Source organism: Paenibacillus germinis, from assembly GCF_013141785.1.
Taxonomy (GTDB): domain Bacteria; phylum Bacillota; class Bacilli; order Paenibacillales; family NBRC-103111; genus Paenibacillus_E; species Paenibacillus_E phytorum.
In genome coordinates this window covers 49722-66277 of record NZ_WHOC01000170.1, presented here as the reverse complement: position 1 = coordinate 66277, position 16556 = coordinate 49722, and the positions used below count along the sequence as shown (strand labels likewise).

General features: G+C 44.0%; 15 protein-coding genes and 1 pseudogene. 11 read left to right on the top strand and 5 right to left on the bottom strand.

Annotation, left to right across the window (positions count from 1 at the left end; genetic code table 11):
• Positions 1 to 100: 100 nt before the first annotated feature.
• Positions 101 to 715, bottom strand: coding sequence for a hypothetical protein (locus GC102_RS33365; protein WP_171693313.1), 615 nt, complete (start codon positions 713 to 715; stop codon positions 101 to 103).
• Positions 716 to 1190: 475 nt separating this feature from the next.
• Here GC102_RS33365 and GC102_RS33360 point away from each other — a divergent pair, with 475 nt between their 5' ends.
• Positions 1191 to 1709: a GyrI-like domain-containing protein gene (locus GC102_RS33360; RefSeq protein WP_171693312.1), complete on the top strand. Its 519-nt coding sequence runs from the start codon at positions 1191 to 1193 to the stop codon at positions 1707 to 1709.
• Between the two features lie 120 nt (positions 1710 to 1829).
• On the opposite strand, the pseudogene GC102_RS39815 reads toward GC102_RS33360, so the two are convergent.
• Both GC102_RS39815 and GC102_RS33355 read right to left on the bottom strand, forming a co-directional pair.
• Positions 1830 to 1931 (bottom strand): annotated as a pseudogene (locus GC102_RS39815) (DUF1259 domain-containing protein); the annotation flags it as partial.
• A gap of 168 nt (positions 1932 to 2099) precedes the next feature.
• A complete protein-coding gene (locus GC102_RS33355) occupies positions 2100 to 2645 on the bottom strand; it encodes a TetR/AcrR family transcriptional regulator (RefSeq protein WP_171693311.1) in 546 nt (181 codons plus the stop codon).
• Between the two features lie 290 nt (positions 2646 to 2935).
• On the opposite strand from GC102_RS33355, the gene GC102_RS33350 reads away from it, so the two are divergent.
• The 5 genes from GC102_RS33350 (at position 2936) to GC102_RS33330 (ending at position 7402) form a co-directional block, all read left to right on the top strand.
• Positions 2936 to 3916, top strand: a complete 981-nt coding sequence (locus GC102_RS33350) for an aldo/keto reductase (protein ID WP_171693310.1) — start codon at positions 2936 to 2938, stop codon at positions 3914 to 3916.
• Between the two features lie 380 nt (positions 3917 to 4296).
• Positions 4297 to 5130: a helix-turn-helix transcriptional regulator gene (locus tag GC102_RS33345; RefSeq protein ID WP_171693309.1), complete on the top strand. Its 834-nt coding sequence runs from the start codon at positions 4297 to 4299 to the stop codon at positions 5128 to 5130.
• A gap of 95 nt (positions 5131 to 5225) precedes the next feature.
• A complete protein-coding gene (locus GC102_RS33340; protein WP_171693308.1) occupies positions 5226 to 6215 on the top strand; it encodes a quinone oxidoreductase family protein in 990 nt (329 codons plus the stop codon).
• 412 nt (positions 6216 to 6627) lie between these two features.
• The gene (locus tag GC102_RS33335; RefSeq protein WP_171693307.1) at positions 6628 to 6930 is read left to right on the top strand and encodes a hypothetical protein; all 303 of its coding nucleotides are present in this window, start codon (positions 6628 to 6630) and stop codon (positions 6928 to 6930) included.
• Between the two features lie 13 nt (positions 6931 to 6943).
• A complete protein-coding gene (locus GC102_RS33330; RefSeq protein ID WP_171693306.1) occupies positions 6944 to 7402 on the top strand; it encodes a hypothetical protein in 459 nt (152 codons plus the stop codon).
• A gap of 180 nt (positions 7403 to 7582) precedes the next feature.
• Here GC102_RS33330 and GC102_RS33325 read toward each other — a convergent pair whose 3' ends face one another.
• Positions 7583 to 8137, bottom strand: a complete 555-nt coding sequence (locus tag GC102_RS33325) for a glycoside hydrolase family protein (RefSeq protein ID WP_171693305.1) — start codon at positions 8135 to 8137, stop codon at positions 7583 to 7585.
• Between the two features lie 689 nt (positions 8138 to 8826).
• On the opposite strand from GC102_RS33325, the gene GC102_RS33320 reads away from it, so the two are divergent.
• The gene (locus GC102_RS33320) at positions 8827 to 11169 is read left to right on the top strand and encodes a glycoside hydrolase family 95 protein (RefSeq protein WP_171693304.1); all 2343 of its coding nucleotides are present in this window, start codon (positions 8827 to 8829) and stop codon (positions 11167 to 11169) included.
• A gap of 182 nt (positions 11170 to 11351) precedes the next feature.
• Here the strand turns inward: GC102_RS33320 and GC102_RS33315 are convergent, their stop codons facing one another.
• Positions 11352 to 11825, bottom strand: a complete 474-nt coding sequence (locus GC102_RS33315; protein ID WP_171693303.1) for a DinB family protein — start codon at positions 11823 to 11825, stop codon at positions 11352 to 11354.
• 196 nt (positions 11826 to 12021) lie between these two features.
• On the opposite strand from GC102_RS33315, the gene GC102_RS33310 reads away from it, so the two are divergent.
• The 4 genes from GC102_RS33310 (at position 12022) to GC102_RS33295 (ending at position 16512) form a co-directional block, all read left to right on the top strand.
• Positions 12022 to 12924 carry a LysR family transcriptional regulator gene (locus GC102_RS33310; RefSeq protein WP_171693302.1) on the top strand — a complete coding sequence of 301 codons (903 nt, stop codon included), beginning with the start codon at positions 12022 to 12024 and terminating at the stop codon, positions 12922 to 12924.
• A gap of 221 nt (positions 12925 to 13145) precedes the next feature.
• Positions 13146 to 13523: a DMT family transporter gene (locus tag GC102_RS33305; protein ID WP_171693301.1), complete on the top strand. Its 378-nt coding sequence runs from the start codon at positions 13146 to 13148 to the stop codon at positions 13521 to 13523.
• A 376-nt stretch (positions 13524 to 13899) separates the two neighbouring features.
• Positions 13900 to 15459, top strand: a complete 1560-nt coding sequence (locus GC102_RS39810) for a Spo0E family sporulation regulatory protein-aspartic acid phosphatase (protein WP_246321261.1) — start codon at positions 13900 to 13902, stop codon at positions 15457 to 15459.
• 255 nt (positions 15460 to 15714) lie between these two features.
• Positions 15715 to 16512 carry a VOC family protein gene (locus GC102_RS33295; protein ID WP_171693300.1) on the top strand — a complete coding sequence of 266 codons (798 nt, stop codon included), beginning with the start codon at positions 15715 to 15717 and terminating at the stop codon, positions 16510 to 16512.
• Positions 16513 to 16556 lie beyond the last annotated feature (44 nt).

Below are 16556 nucleotides of genomic sequence, written 5' to 3'. Positions count from 1 at the left end.
CAAGTTTTATTTCTGCAGTTTCCTAATACCAAAGACCATTCTAATCTAAGGAAACACTAGCTGATACGGATGGAAACGGTCGTTGGTTTCAGTTTGTCGTTCATTTTTGTCGCTCATTTTCAAAAATACGCCTATTCTTTTCGATATACGTCTTGATTTTGTCGCGATTATCGGGAACAACTTCTGCAGCTTCCGACGTATGGCGAATAGTTTCCGTAACGCCCCAATAATCACTACCCGGCGTTTTATTGAAATAGTTTAAGTCTAAGTCGTGAAGGATGCGGTGCAAGTATATAAGGGCTTGAACGTCGTGCTTTTCGCGGGCGATCGTCGCAAGGTCAGCAGCGCGGTAAAGGTCGATTTCGGCACCTTGATAGTTCGAAAGCATCGCAGCAAGCTGACGATATGCTTCCGAGTTCAATGCGTCTTTAGTACGCGAGGAATCCCACTCGGTCGCCTTCGTAAAATTATCGTCATTCCCGTATCCGACCAACATATTGAATTGTTCGTGATAGATCTTCAACGTTTCGATCGCGCGACCTTCTGGCGATAACTCGTCGATTGTGGGCGCCTTAACTTGTTCGGCGATTTCGGGCGTCTTCGGCGACTTTCCCTCGATTGCAGTAACTTTATCGTATCCCCAAGCGATAACCGATCCAATAAGTACGGTGGTAACAACCGCGGCAATTAGATTTATTTTTAAGTTTGCCTTCATGGTTGTCCCCCGTTCATCATGGTATTTTGTACGTCCATTTTTATATACGTATAATTTTCCATAATGTTTCTCTTTAGAGTATCCCTACCAGGATTGATAGCTATGATACTGAAATTTAGTGTACCGAAGAACGGATTCGCGATATAGAGCTTAAAACAAATGGTGCAATTATCGTTTCTGAGCCTAAAGTAACTGAATATGACTGGGGAGCTTGGAAGGATTTTTCGGTCCAAGATTTAGATGGATATGTAATCGGTTTCGGTTCAGGAAATAGAAATTCTTGAAGGTTTTTAAGGTAATGACAAAAATAAAAGTTTATAGAGCTCGCAAAATAATCAATTGCACTAACGCAGAACGATAGCATGGGCAGGATAGCCTAATCTTATTTATAGAAAAAGGATTTTTCTGGAAAAAGACGAATATATTTAACGGGATATCTTCATCATGGATAATCGTGAAAAGAGGAGAGGGTATTTTGCAGAATACGATAGTGGTTGAGTTAATTGAAGTGGCGCCTTTTAAGGCATTGGCAATACGGACGGGGATGACACCTGACAAGAGTGGGACGCGGGTGGCGTGGAGCAACCTTACAGCGCAGGTCCCCCTTATGGATGCGCGACTGACAGATGGGCCCTCTGCGTATGTGTTCATTCCGCAGGATCAATGGAGCAAACAAGTCGATACGCTCTGGGTCGGACTGGCGGTTAGCGAGTTCGGAGATGTACCGGATGGCATTGAGTCTCTGGTGGTACGCGGAGGGCTCTGTGCGAGCGCCCGCGTATACGGGAATGAGGCGCACATGTGGCGCGTATATGATGCAATGTTTGCGTGGCTAGAGGAGTCGCCCGAGTATGAGCTCGATCGGCGTGAAGGAGTATTCGGGATGGAGACGGTTCCGCTTGAACCATTGAACGCTCTCACAATCCCCTATGCGGAAATCGAAACATTCGACTTTACGATGCTATACCCGGTGCGCAAGAAGTCGGGGCTTTAATGCTCAAGTTAACGAAGCCATTCCATTTCTAGGAGTGGCTTTACATATCGGAAAACGAGAGTTAAATAAACTACAATGAAGGCAGCCGGTTCAAATCGGTTGCCTTTTCCTCGCAAAGGGCAGGGCCGAAATGAATTTATTGACTTCTTTTTGTAAGAATGCCCCTCTACCTAAACAAAGTGCTCTGCCAGTTCTATTATTTAATGATTCGAACGAAAAAGTATGAGCCATGAACAGGGCTGAAACGGATTACCACCTAAAACAACGATTATTATGTAAATACAAGCACTGGGTAGGCAATCCAAGTATGGAGCAGGTCATGTTGAACAAATCCTAGAAACGAACAAAAGCTCAACACCAATAATGGCTTGAGCTACAGTCTTATACCTATTACACATTTCTCTCTAACAATGTCCCGAGTTGTTCCGCCAAGACATGATGGGTGACTGGCCTTTCATTAGTAAACCACCATTCCACTACCCCTACGTAAGCAGATGCAACAAACCTAACGAGAAGATCTTCATGTAACCTCTCGTTCTTACCTTTGATTACATCGACCTCATTCGTTAATTCTTCGATAAGTAAGTTAAGAAACCGACCACGAAAATAAGGAGCACCTTTACTTGCTAACATCATTGAAAAGAAAGAATAATTACGTTCAAAGTATTCGGTCCACATCAGAGTTGCTTCGATAAAATCCAATTCGGATGCCTCTTTGCACATTTCACTTAGAACATTTATATGTTCTTCAATGAGCTTATCCAGAAGATCAAATTTATCCAAATAATGAAGATAGATGGTCCCGCGGCTCACATTTGCCCTGTCGGAAAGATCCTGTATCGTAATGTCATCAAAATTTTTCTCTGACATTAGTTCAATAACAGCTTTTTTTAACGCTTCCTGCGTCTTGAGTATTCTTCGATCCACTTTAGCCAATTGGTGGTCACCCAGCTTTCATAAATAATTAACAATTATTAAGTAGCTGTTCATTTCTTAACAAAACACGCTCATTTAACAATTGCAGATGTACTGTATCTGCTTATAATTATAGACACGTGTATATTAATACATCAAGAATTATTGCCCCGAAACTCGTGGAGCTTACTGACGACGTTTTGTTTGACGATGTTTGTGAACGCAAGTAGCTGTCTCCGCGAGACCGCAGCCTGAACTGACGTTTCATCTGAATAAAGCGAAAGAAATAAGAAAAAGGAGTGTACAGACGAATGGAATATGTGAAACTTGGAAATACAGGCTTGGATGTATCCCGGATTTGTCTTGGCTGTATGGGCTTTGGTGAAGCAGGGCGGTGGATTCATCAGTGGGTACTTGATGAAGAACGCAGTCGTCCAATCATTAAGAAAGCTTTGGAGTTAGGTATCAATTTTTTTGATACGGCGAATGTATATTCATCCGGAACAAGTGAGGAGATTATTGGACGTGCTTTAAAGGACTTTGCAAATCGGGATGAAATTGTCATCGCATCTAAAGTTAATGGCCGCATGCATGAAGGTCCCAATGGTGCCGGACTTTCCCGAAAGGCAATCATGAGTGAGATTGATAAAAGTCTTAAGAGACTGGGAACAGACTATGTAGATCTGTACCAAATTCACCGCTGGGATTACAATACGCCCATTGAAGAGACAATGGAAGCCTTGCATGATGTGGTAAAGGCAGGAAAGGCAAGATACATAGGCGCTTCTGCCATGTATGCATGGCAGTTTCTGAAGGCTTTGCATGTAGCTGAGAAAAATGGATGGACCCGGTTCGTATCGATGCAAAATCATTTGAACCTCATATACCGTGAAGAGGAGAGGGAGATGCTGCCGCTTTGCAAGGTAGAAAAAATCGGTGTGATTCCATATAGCCCGCTTGCTGGTGGAAGATTGACGCGTGATACGCAGGAAACAACAGATCGTTCCGAAACCGATCAAATTGCGAAAGCGAAATACGATGCGACAGCAAATACCGACCGATTTGTCATAGAGCGGGTTGCGGCAATTGCAGAAAAATATGGCGTTCCACGCGTTCAAATCGCACTTGCCTGGTTACTGCAGAAAGAACCGGTAACAGCTCCTATTATCGGTGCGACGAAAGTGTCTCACCTCGAAGATGCGGTAGCTGCGCTCTCAATTAAATTAACATCTGAAGAAATCGCGTCGCTGGAAGAACCGTATATCCCTCACCCAATAATTGGTTTTCAGTAATAGTGGTGCGGAAGGGAGGAATGAATAGTGGAACGCCTATGGACGAAGCAGTTTACCCTCATGACTATACAATGGAGCGATTGAACTTAGGTTTATGACAGCCATTTTACAGCGTGGAATATTGAGTGCAAATGAAGATCTTATTACCCTTGCATTCCGCGATCGCCATGTCATTTCTTATCCACGTAAAAAGGAGCAGTTTGTCTAAGACAGCTGCTTCATGTTCAATTTAGCTACTTGTATAATTACGATTACACAATTCTTTCTATCAATAATTAATATCTGTATAATAAAAACTGACACTTAGAGATTGCAGGTGGGGGTTATTCAAAATATTCAAGCTGATAAATTGAATTGATTGGGAAGAAAGAGGTTGTGGAATGTCTTCAGAAAAGCAAAAAATCAATATACTCGGAGACTTTTTAAAATCCCGCCGGGAACGGATCAAGCCGGACCATGTCAGCACTGTCGGTCGCTTTGGAACAAGAAGAACGCCGGGGTTACGCAGAGAAGAGGTTGCCCATCTTGCGGGAGTAAGCATCACCTGGTATACCTGGCTGGAACAAGGCAGGGCCGTCACTGCCTCAAGAGAAGTGATCGACAGTATAGGCAAAGCCTTGCAATTATCTTCAGAAGAACATCTTCATTTGCTTCGTTTGGCAAATTACAGCGGTGAGGGGGAATCTTACCCGAACGCTAATGAAATAGATCCAGAGATTCAGAACATTATCGACCAATTGAGCTATCCGGCGATCATCGCAAACAATCGAACCGAGGTATTGGCCTACAATCAGATGGCTTCTGAAATCATTACGGACTTCCATGCGATTCCTGCTGAGAAGCGAGTGATGACACGGTTGATATTTACCGATCCAATCCTGCGCAAGCAGTTGGCGAATTGGAAAGAATTTGCTGATTTTACGTCTGGGGTTTTTCGTATGTATTTTGACCAAAAGGCGGGCGATCTCTGGTATGAGGAATTCGTGCGGCAAATGTGTAAGGAAAGTGAGGAGTTTCAAACGTTATGGCGATTGCATGATGTGCAGCAAAAGAAAGCCATACATTACACATTTGATCACCTCGTTGCAGGGCGATTATACTTTAAATTGAACACCTTTGATAATATTAACGGCAATGAAAACCTACACTGCTGTGTATTTACTCCCATTGCAGGTACCGACACTGAGCAAAAACTAGTACATATTTGCAAATAAGCCTGTTAGTCTGGATACCTGTATAACTGCAAACAGGTTGCCTCCTTGGTCATCGAATATAATAAACTTATTCGCAATCAAGGAGGATACATAAATTGAAAGCTATTATAATTGATCGACCAGAAGGACCTGCATATTTGCAGTTGCGTGAAAAGCCGGATCTACAACCGACCCCCGGTATGCTAACCATTGACGTTGCTTATGCTGGAGTAGGGTATTTCGAAGTGCTGCTTAGCCGTGGCGAATTCAGCTCCGCTTTTCCGATGCCGCTTACTCCCGGTTTGGAAGTATCGGGATATGTACGTGCTATCGGGGAAGGAGTAGAGGGCTTCTACGTTGGTCAACCCGTTGCCTCGATGACACTGCATGATCTTAATGGCTTTGCATCAATGGCGAATGTACGGCCAGATCTAACAGTTCCCTTAGATCAATTGGGAGCCGACCTCGACTTAGCGACAGCCGCAGCTTCTATTGTAAATCTGACTACAGCTTATCTGGCTATAAAAGATGTTTATAGAATGAGAACGGGTGACAGCATACTCGTTCATGCAGCGGTTGGCGGGCTAGGCAGTTTTCTAGGGCAAATGGCCAAACGTCTGGGAGCAGGCAAGGTATTGGGAACCGTCGGAAGCGCCGAGAAAGTAAAGCTGGCCGAATCCCTCGGATATGACGAGTTATTTGTCCGATCCGATTTTGTGGAGCAAACCCTACGAGCAACTGGACAAAAAGGCGTTCATGCCGTCTTTGATCCAGTCGGAGGGAATATGCGCAAACAAAGCTTAGAGGTACTTCGTCCGTTAGGGCAACTGGTTGTAGTTGGAAACGCGAGCGGAGAAGAGGATGTTATACATTCTTATAATCAAATATGGTTTTCCAACAAACAGTTCGCTGGTTTTACATTAGGCGGATACAGCGACAGTAATCCTGTGGAGACTGGGAAAGCGGCGCGAGAAGCGTTAGGTATGCTGGCAAGAAAAGAAATACATGCGGAGATTCAAGGCGTGTATCCTCTGGAAAATGCCGCAGAAGCACTTGCTCTTTTGGAAGCAAAGAACACGGTCGGAAAACTGGTTTTGCAAATGTAAGCCTGACCTTATTAAGAAAAATGAATGACAAAAAATCACCCTCAATCAAACGAATTGATTGGGGCTATTTTTTGTCAAGAATGCTCTCGGGACACTTGGGGTGGAAATAGAGTTATATTCATGTTTACTAGAACAACCAAGGTGAAATACCATCACTCAGCTAACTAGAAAATGATAGTTGAACAAAACAAGGAAATTTTCGAATTAATAGAAAGCTGTGCAGCGGGTTGATCATGATCGCTCTTTTTCCAACGGTGTATGGGGATGATTGGCCTAAGAGATTTTGGTGCTGAAATCTAGCCCCTTAGGTTCTTGTCCGTGGCAGTCTCTGGCTTTCCGCCCGACATTACCCCCTGAAATCGACAGAATTCGACGAATCGTTATAAAAGCTATGCAAAAGGAGTGAATCACGATGGCGAATAATTACAAACGCTTCATTCAAAATCAATTCGAAAAAGCGAAGTCTACCGCTTCCGAATTCATTTCTTCAAGAAGTGAAGAACAAGAAGAAAGCACTATAGAACTCAATCCGCAATATTATGCCCAGCTGAAAGCAATCGCCGATATGCAGCATACGACCGTGCAAGCGATCGTCAATGGAATCATTGTCCAACACCTGGCAAGCGCCAAATACGAATCATCCCCCATTTCAGTGGATCAAAAGGAAGATAACCCGCTTCTGTATTTGGTTGGTATTTGCAAACTAGAGGATTAAGGAGTGCTGACATATGGATAACTACTTGAACATTCAGGATGCAATCTTTCTGGATGAAACAGCTTTAGCCGCTTTAATGAACCCTGAAGACCCCTGCTATGTGAAAGCCCGTTCCCTGATTCTGGATTTGCATGATCTTGAACGTAATTATGTGACGACAAACTCCATTATATTTGATCTTCACGAGTGGCTTCGCAATGAATACAGCTATCAGCAGGCGGAATATTTTCTGAATGCAATTGATAAAGCAGTGAGTAAAGGCAAGCTAGCGCTCATCTCCAGCGGCCCCGAATTAGAGGGGGAATCGCGCAGACTGCTTATGGACAGGCCAGAACTCCGTTTCTCACTCAGCGAAGCATTCACTGCTGTGACCATGTCCTATTATCAGGTAAAACGCATCTTTACTTTCAATCGAAACTTCATGATGCTTGCCAATTTGGATAAAGATATTCGAATCATTCCATCCAATTAAAGCCTTTAAACAAATACAGCCTGCCCTCTAGAGAGGCCGGCTGTATTTGTTTCGTTGCAATACCGTAAATTGCTTTTTCCGTCGCTTCTTATTACGCCCTCATTAACGACGAATGAGACCCTCACATAACGACGAAGCAAAAGTGGACTCCTACTGAAAAGCTGGAGTATAACGAATACTTTACTTTAAAGGAATAACCATGTTCCAGGTTACGCTGTCAAACCCCCACGGCTTCTCGCCATTTCCTGTTGCTAGAAACAGATGCGTCGGCTTCCCGTCATGGAATAAAAGATTAGGCCGCTCCAAATTACATTGCACGCTCGTTGTCCCGTCATCCCATGTCACACTGCGAGTATAGGACAACGGATTAGGATGCAGATCCCAATGGATGCAATCCTCACTTGTCGCGTACACTCCCGCTCCCCACTCACCCGTAAGACCGCCGCTGTCGTTCTTATAATCATCCTTCATCAGGACATGAAACCGTCCGTCCTCATACCAAAGATACGGATCCTCTACGTGGAAATCCTCGTTGTCAAAGCGGAATATCGGCGAATCGCTCAGCCGTTCGAATGGTCCGTCGGGTTGAGGCGCTTTCGCAATACCGAGCTGTAAAGTCGCTCCCGCGTATTCGCGCGATTTGTATATCATGTAAGTCGTTCCGTCCGGAAGAATAGCGGCCGAGGGATTCGTGGTAATGGTGCAATCCCAGTGGCCTGGTTCTCTTGGCTCCAAAAGTGGAGTTTCCCGACGCTTCCAAGGTCCATAGATGGATTTGCTAGTGGCCAGCCCAATCCTTTTTCGATTCCAAACCTCAAGCGCACGCCCCGAGGAAACCGTGTCACCCGCTGTCGGTATGGGACCGCCGTAAGTCGTTCCGAAATAATAGAGTTAATATGTACCATTCGAATATTTAATAGAAGGGTTATGCTGATTAAGTGCATCAAAGTAGGAACGATCCCGTTTTTCGAAGATAACCTCCTTGAATCGCAGAACCGCACCAAATGTAATAATCCTCCATGTGAAAGCCTCCATGTTTTGGGGCTGGGGATAACCTATGATAGAAAGGGTTCTCCATAATGAATTTCCTCCTCTAGAATGATGGACTTATTTCATGACCTATTATATCTGTCAGCAATTAACTCGTTTACTTTTTTTCGACTTAGGTATCCATGGGAAGAGCAGACCACAGCGGAATAGACAAAACCTTGGTTGTAGTTAAAACGGAAATATGTACGTATAATTCCGAAGTGTATCTATTAGAAAATTGAATCCTGTAGTATAAATATAGTAAGCGCTATCAGAGAGGGGCAACTAGCGCATTGAGCAGAAGGAGAATCATGTTGAATACCAATTAAAAAACGGTATGCGACAGGTTATGCTCCAGTCTTTGCATATATCCAGTAATGTGAGGAGATAGAAAAATGAAAATTCAATATTTCTCTGCAGCTGAAAAGTGGACAGAGGCGCTGCCCATTGGTAATGGCCGACTCGGTGCCATGATATTTGGCGGGGTGATGAATGAACATTTGCAATTCAATGAAGATACGTTGTGGTCCGGTTCCCCAAAGGACGGCAACAATCCCAAAGCCAAAGAAGTACTTCCAGAAGTCCGCCGTCTTCTCATGGATGGTAAATTCATAGAAGCAGATAGGCTGAGTAAGGAAATGCTGGGTCCGTACACGCAATCCTATATGCCGCTTGGCGACTTGCACATTAAGTTTGATCACGGGGATCTTTATCAATCTTATCACCGGAGCCTATCTCTTCAAGAAGGAATATCGCGTGTAGAATATCGGATTGGCAATGTTACATACAGCAGGGAAATATTTGCTTCCCATCCGGACCAAGTGATTGTGCTTCGTTTGCAAGCAAGCAAACCGGGTATGTTGAACCTGCATATTAGGCTGGATAGTCAGCTCCATTACCGAACGGATACATTTGGAAATGATCTGCTGCTTAAGGGAACTGCACCTGAACATGTGGATCCAAATTACTATGCCACTGACAATCCGGTTGTATTTGGTGATCCTATAACTGCAGAAGCTATACGTTTTGAAGCGCGTCTAGGGGCAGTACTGGATGACGGTAAGCTGCAAGTCGATCATGACGGCATGCATATTCTTGGAGCTACAGGAGTCACTCTCTATTTCGTGGCAGAGACTAGCTTTAACGGTTATGACAAATCCCCCGGCAGGCAGGGGAAGGATCCTGAGCCTCTTGTCGCCCGAGGGCTAGAGTTGGTGAAGGCGCAATCGTATGATTCACTGCGACGCAAACACATTGAGGACCATCAAGCACTATTTAATCGGGTAGAGCTTAGTTTGGGTGAAACCATTGCGCCAGCCGATATATCGACTGAAAAGCGGATATCCGAATATGGGGCCAAGGATCCCGGACTGGTCGAACTCTTTTTTAATTATGGCCGTTATCTGATGATTGCTAGCTCTCGTCCAGGCACGCAACCGGCTAATTTGCAGGGCATCTGGAATAAAGAAATACGGCCGCCGTGGAGCAGCAACTATACGCTTAACATCAATGCACAAATGAATTATTGGATGGTAGAAACCTGCAATCTTGCGGAATGCCATGAGCCTTTTCTTAGTTTTATCGGAAGATTGTCGCAGAACGGAACGAAAACGGCAGATGTACATTATGGGGCTCGTGGCTGGACGGCACATCACAATACGGATATTTGGTGCCAAGCCTCACCTGTAGGTGATTATGGTAATGGAGATCCCGTTTGGGCATTATGGCCGATGGGGGGACCCTGGTCAACACAGCATTTATGGGAGCACTATGCATTTGGCAAAAATGACACTTTCTTGCGCAATTATGCTTATCCTATTATGAAAGAAGCAGCGCTTTTTTGCCTGGATTGGTTGGTAGATGACGGTTCTGGCCGATTGATTACCATGCCATCTACTTCTCCTGAACACAAATTTGTGACCGCAGAAGGAAAAGCCGGCGTTAGCGTGGCAGCCACCATGGATCTGTCAATCATTTGGGATTTGTTTACGAACTGTATGGAAGCATCAGAAATTTTGCAAATGGATGCTGACTTCCATCAAGAATTGGACGATGCGCGAAGTCGTTTATTTCCGATGCAAATCGGCAAATATGGCCAGCTTCAGGAGTGGTCCCAGGATTTCGAGGACGAAGATAAGCATCACAGGCATATTTCCCATTTATTCGGCGTTTATCCTGGCCGTCAGTTGACACAACATACAACACCAGAGCTATATGCTGCAGCGCAGCAATCCCTGAATAGGCGCGGAGATGAGGGGACGGGATGGAGTCTCGGCTGGAAAGTGGGATTATGGGCCCGATTTGGAGATGGAAACCGGGCGCATGGCCTAATTGCCAATCTGCTTAGGCTTGTTAAAGATGATACAGAAAATTATCAAACTGGCGGTATTTATGCGAATCTGTTTGATGCTCACCCTCCGTTTCAAATTGATGGTAATTTTGCCGCAGCATCAGGAATAGCTGAATTGCTGCTGCAATCCCATCAAGGTTATCTTCACTTGCTTCCTGCTCTACCCGATGCTTGGCCGACAGGCTTCGTTAAAGGCCTAAGGGCACGTGGAGGCTTCGAGGTGAACATAAGTTGGAATAATTGCGAAATTGTTCAAGCGGAGATTTATTCTCATTCTGGAGGACTTTGCAGCGTTCATATCGATGCTTTGGTTAGGAGTGAATTTCTAACGGTGATAGGAAAACGGTATACTCTGACATTGAATCCGTTGACCATTCAAGAACATTGAATGATTCCGTTGAACAATAACTTGTATAGAAGGGCAACAAAAGTATACTCTTCCCATCATAAAATAAATATTTACATCAATTGAAAAAACCGCGGAGGCTTACTGCTACGCGGTTTTTCAGCAATAAGCCGAAGCATCGCTCAACCATGCTCCGGCTTATTTAGTTCACGTTCGCACTCGTATTAGTGTTTACCTTGAATGGCCTTAAGTAAGCAATCGCAGGTTGCAAGATGCATCCCTTCATGGACTATTCCAAAGTTGAGCAGCTCTCCCGCTCTATTAAACGTGAGTGGTCCAAATTGCAGCGGCTTTTCGAACGGTAGCTCCAGACTCTCGGGGGATAACTCAGATAGTTGGCTAAGTTGAGCTGACAGCTGCTGGATGAGCTCTTCCTTCGATGGAGGCGTGTTGGTCCAGTTTGCCGGCGCTGTTCCGGAGTTGAAGAACGATGCGTAACTTGCGGGAATGGCCGATTTCTTCGAGAAACCAAGCATCATGTAGGCATCCATCCAATAAATCATGTGTCCAACGTTCCAGCGAATCGTGTTATTATAGGAAACAGCTTGAATGTCGAATAGTTCCTCTGGGATCGCCTGCACCTGGTGAAGCGCCACTTGACGTACTGTTTTTGACGTGCTGATAATCATTTCTGACATGTTGTTTTCCTCCTTTGAATTGAGAAGCGTTTGATATGTTCTTAGTATAAGTTTCATGGTTTGTTCCATCAATGCAGTCTGAATTACCGGAACGTTAAGTATAAGTTAACGATTATGCATTGACAGTGGGAGAAGATGAAGCAACAATAATTATTGAACATGCGTTCAGCGATGCTTTTGAAAGCGAGTGTGAGCTATGGAGTTAAAACAACTACAGTATTTTATGGCGATTTGTGAAGAACTTCACTTCACGAGAGCCGCCGATAAGATGGGAGTCAGCGCTCCCAACATCAGCCAACAGATAAGGAGATTGGAAGAAGAATTAGGCGTTCTCTTGTTCGATCGAGTGGGAAAAACAATTGTCCTCACAGAAGCCGGAGCGATTTTACAAGAACATGGTGCGGCCGTGTTCGGGCATCTGCAGCAAGCGAGCGATGCCATTGCTGACCTGAAGCAAATGCAAGGCGGATCGCTATCCATTGGTGTCTTGCCCGGTGATGCGGATCTCATGTTCAATGCCTTACTGCTGAACTTCCATCAGACCTATCCCACCATTTCGCTCTCTCTTTTGGAAACCACGAAAATAACAGAACAAGTTCTGGACCGCAGCATCGATGTTGGTGTAACGATCGGGCCCGTTAGCGATGAACGGCTCACATCAATTCCTCTATTTCACGAAGAGTTTTCATTGGCCGTCAGTACAAATGATCCCCTTGCCACTGAGAATTTCATCCCATTGAATAGGCTGAATGCCTTAAACATGGTCATGTTCCCGCCCGACCATCAATGTCGCAAGCTGATCGACCGCTACTGCATGGATAAGGGGTTTACTCTGCAACCTCATATGGTGACAACAACGTTATCCTCCCTCCTCCAGATGGTACAGAGTGGAGTTGGGGCTTGTGTACTACCACGATTGCTGCTGGATACTCTTCAAAATAAAGACATAAAGGTACTGCACCTGCGGAATCCTACGCCTTCTCAGGACATTTGTCTAATCTACCGCAGTGACAGATATGTCGGATACGCCATGCGCACCTTCATTAAAACTCTTAAAGCCTATATCGAAACCGTCATCAATCATGCGAAATCTTCATAGATAACACGAAATTTTGGAATTGTTCAATTTGAATCGAATCTATCAATTCGCGAATACTTCAAATAACATTTGCAAAAAAATCTGCATACACTATAAAAATGGTATCCTCAAAAAAGTGAAGGGGCAGTATAGCCTTCCGGAAACGATAGTTCAACATAATAATGGCAGTCTAGAACTTTAATATTTAAGTTTTGGACTGCTTTTTTTGTTCGACATACCACATGTCTAAAACTTATTTTTCCAAGGCTGCCGTTTTTACCAAACTGATTGGAACTTCAATGCTTAAGGCTTCTGAAGGTTTTACTAAATTATATCCAAGCTTATTCACTATCGTTGCGTTTATTATCTCTTTCTTTTTTATCTCTTTAGCTCTCAAAACACTTCCCTTAAATATGACTTATGCCATTTGGTCAGGGGTAGGAGCTGTTGCCACGGCGCTTATTTCGGTACTGATCTGGAAAGAAAAAATAAATACAGGAAGCATTATAGGCATTGCTTTAATCGTGATTGGAGTTGTGGTTTTGAACTTATTCGGTGCAGGGCATGGTGAGGCAAAGAATACGACAGAAACGGCAAACTCAGTATTTAAGAGAAGTTAGGGGGTTCCTTATCATAAATATGTGATAAGGTCATTACGCTCCCTCGATATGATTACTGATACTCACTCTAGCTCAGATGTGAACTCACCCAATAGATCACAGTTTGAATGCACTGTACCCTAATAAAAATTATTAATGAATCGAACTATATACATAATCCATTTAATGGATACAAAGTATTAATTGTGGGAACAATTGCACTCACTAAGAGGCAGTATCTTTCGGGGTTGAAATAAACTTTTGGAAGCAGTTTTGTGTGCATGTCTGTAACAAATGCCTGATTTCAAGTGTCAATAGATCTGAAAGGGTTATCACGTGGACGATGTCAAGAATCCGTTTCCCACCTAATTTGGCCGGGAAGGAGGTGAGAAACAGCATGTTTGCAAAGCATTCAGGAACGAAAGGAACGATCTGGTTTGGAAGTTTATGCATCGTACTCGTTCTGGCGTTTATACAGCAGAATGCGTATCCCCACATAGCCGAGGCCGCTCTATTCGAGTCGCTGAAGAACCTAACAGGGGACCCAGTCTACTCAGCCAAGCATGTTGGTGAAGACTCCGGGGCTGAGAATTCACTGAAAGCGGTTACCGAACAAAATAGTTTGACGTCATTGGTATCGAACATTCCCGTTGTATCCAACGTTCTGCCCGACAACGGAAAGACGGCTCCATCTTCCACCGATCAGGCGAAAGATTCGAGCGCGTCTTTGCCACCAGTTTCGACTCCGTCTCCGGAGAAAACCTCCGGACTAGGTCTGCTTCCCGATCTGTTAGTGAAAACGCCTTCCATTTCAGTTGATACACCTTTGATTAATGTGGACGTTCCATCAGTGAAGGCGGAAGTATCCACTGATGGGATACCGGTGGTGTCGGTAAACTTGCCTGCCGCAAAAGTGGACACGCCAATCGTGCAAGTAAAGACGCCTGCGGTTCAGGCTGTAGTTCCATTGACGCCGATACCAGCACCCCAAATCAAGGTAGTTAACCCGGTCGTTCAAGTGAAAACGCCTGTGACGGATATCCCAGTGCCGAGCACGAGCCAGTCAAATCTCCCTCTGATTGAGGGAGAAAAGGCTGACGTAGGAAAGAAAGAACCCCTTACCGGAACAGACGGAGCCCAGAATCTGCACTTCAATACGAGTGGGAATGAAAGTCCTACCGCTAGACCGTTTCAAGTGATCGGTAATGTATCCGATGCACCGGTCAAGTTAACTCCGGCAGCGGCTCAGTGGAAAGACGGTTCAGGAAGCAAATCATCTCCGGTTACCACGACCAGAGCTCCTGATCCTCTCGCGGGCTTACCGAGGCTGAAGCTCGGATTATCATTGCCCGTTCCGGCGGAAGTGAATGCTCTGATCGAGCCACAAAAGGCCGCGAAGAACCAGACGGGAACATCAGAAGCAACGCCGATTCGTACGGATCCCGCGAGTGCTTGGTTTTCCGCACCGTTGACTCTTTATACAGGAAACGGTTCAACGGGCGGTGGCGCATCATTCGTTGCTGGAAGCAGCGCGTTCTTTGGAGGTCTAGGTTTTCTTTTTCCTGATATTCTTTTGCCTCCTCCGAAAATAAAGAACCAAAACTATGAACACTCCCGGCCTTTTAGTGCGAATCAATGGTCGAAGCCGCCACCAGCTCAACCACCTCGATATACCTTCTTCACACTCGTCGTTAAACAAGATGAGAAGGAGTGTATATCATATGAAAAATACAAATCCATGGGAAAGATTCCTTTGAAGCGGCAGCTATCAAAGGCGCTGCATGAACAAGCTGCGGACAACCTTTCAGCAATCGATCAGGCTATTTACGAGAAACGGCAACAATTAAATAAATACGCTAGAACATATGGTCTTTCAGACCCGAGATGTCTTCATTGTTCGATGGAACTCGATGAATTAATTAATGCTTTCAATAAGATCAGTAAAACTATTGATTAAACCTTTGTAGGACTCATTTGCATTCATGTTCCATCGTTAGCAACTTATACAAACATTTTGTGCAAAATTCTTGAATGACTATTGCCGAATGTCGCCAACGGAAACAATAGTGAGGAGCTTGCTTTTGAAGCGGCTCCTTTTCTTGTTTTCATTGAAATAAAAGGGAGTTTAACGAAGAGTTAGTGTAAAATCATCACCCATCGGACATCTAAAACATGGTAAAATAAACCAGAAAATACAAGGGTGTGAAAAAACATGATTACTCATTTTGCTCGATTACAGTTAAATACGGTTTCAGTGCAAGGTGTTAAGCAGTATTACCATGATCTGTTACGCTTCCCGATTATTTATGAATCAGATGACGAAATACGTTTTCTACCGACAGAATATTTTACCTTAGGATTCAAGGAAACAGCAGACCCAATAGCTCCAGCACATTTTGCCTTCGAGGTTCCTTATTCAGAATTTGAAAATGTAGTAAAGTGGATCGATAAGGAACGTATTCCACTTCTAAAGTGGCCAGATGGCAGAATTGTGGACGCTTTTGAGACAGGGAAAAATGTTTATTTTCGAGACGGAGACGGGAATTTACTAGAAATCATTACTCATAATTATGTAAAGGAAGGTATTTTACCTCCAAGGGGTCCTTTAAAAATACTTTATCTTAGAGAAACTGGATTTCCAGTAGATAGTGTCATTCATTTCAGAGAATTGTTAGTTAGAATTCTCAACCTCAAACTTGATAAGGTATCTGATAACTTTACTTTCGCAATTGGGGGAACAGCACATGCCGTTATTCCTTCAAAGAAAAGAAAATGGATTCCTATTTCAATGTCTGCTTTAACACCAACGATGAATGTTAGTTTTGGAGTAACAAATTCCATTTTCATTGAAGAAGTCAAAACTTGCTTACAGGAAGAAAATATTATGTACGAAAGTAATGGTGACGGCGAACTTCATTTTAAAATAAATGAGTATAATTTTGATTTATGTATTACAAATTTCCCGGGAGAGGTGCCTAGTCAATTAAATTTACCATATTCGGGATTGTAATCTTAGGTAGTAACTTAACTAAAGTAATGAGCAGGATTGTTGTG

Bases quoted from the DNA above. Each gene is read 5' to 3' on its own strand.
- GC102_RS33345 (WP_171693309.1), top strand. From the start codon at position 4,297: ATGTCTTCAGAAAAGCAAAAAATCAATATACTCGGAGACTTTTTAAAA.
- GC102_RS33365 (WP_171693313.1), bottom strand. From the start codon at position 715: ATGAAGGCAAACTTAAAAATAAATCTAATTGCCGCGGTTGTTACCACC.
- GC102_RS33330 (WP_171693306.1), top strand. From the start codon at position 6,944: ATGGATAACTACTTGAACATTCAGGATGCAATCTTTCTGGATGAAACA.
- GC102_RS33350 (WP_171693310.1), top strand. From the start codon at position 2,936: ATGGAATATGTGAAACTTGGAAATACAGGCTTGGATGTATCCCGGATT.
- GC102_RS33320 (WP_171693304.1), top strand. From the start codon at position 8,827: ATGAAAATTCAATATTTCTCTGCAGCTGAAAAGTGGACAGAGGCGCTG.
- GC102_RS33305 (WP_171693301.1), top strand. From the start codon at position 13,146: ATGTCTAAAACTTATTTTTCCAAGGCTGCCGTTTTTACCAAACTGATT.
- GC102_RS33315 (WP_171693303.1), bottom strand. From the start codon at position 11,825: ATGTCAGAAATGATTATCAGCACGTCAAAAACAGTACGTCAAGTGGCG.
- GC102_RS33295 (WP_171693300.1), top strand. From the start codon at position 15,715: ATGATTACTCATTTTGCTCGATTACAGTTAAATACGGTTTCAGTGCAA.
- GC102_RS39810 (WP_246321261.1), top strand. From the start codon at position 13,900: ATGTTTGCAAAGCATTCAGGAACGAAAGGAACGATCTGGTTTGGAAGT.
- GC102_RS33310 (WP_171693302.1), top strand. From the start codon at position 12,022: ATGGAGTTAAAACAACTACAGTATTTTATGGCGATTTGTGAAGAACTT.
- GC102_RS33335 (WP_171693307.1), top strand. From the start codon at position 6,628: ATGGCGAATAATTACAAACGCTTCATTCAAAATCAATTCGAAAAAGCG.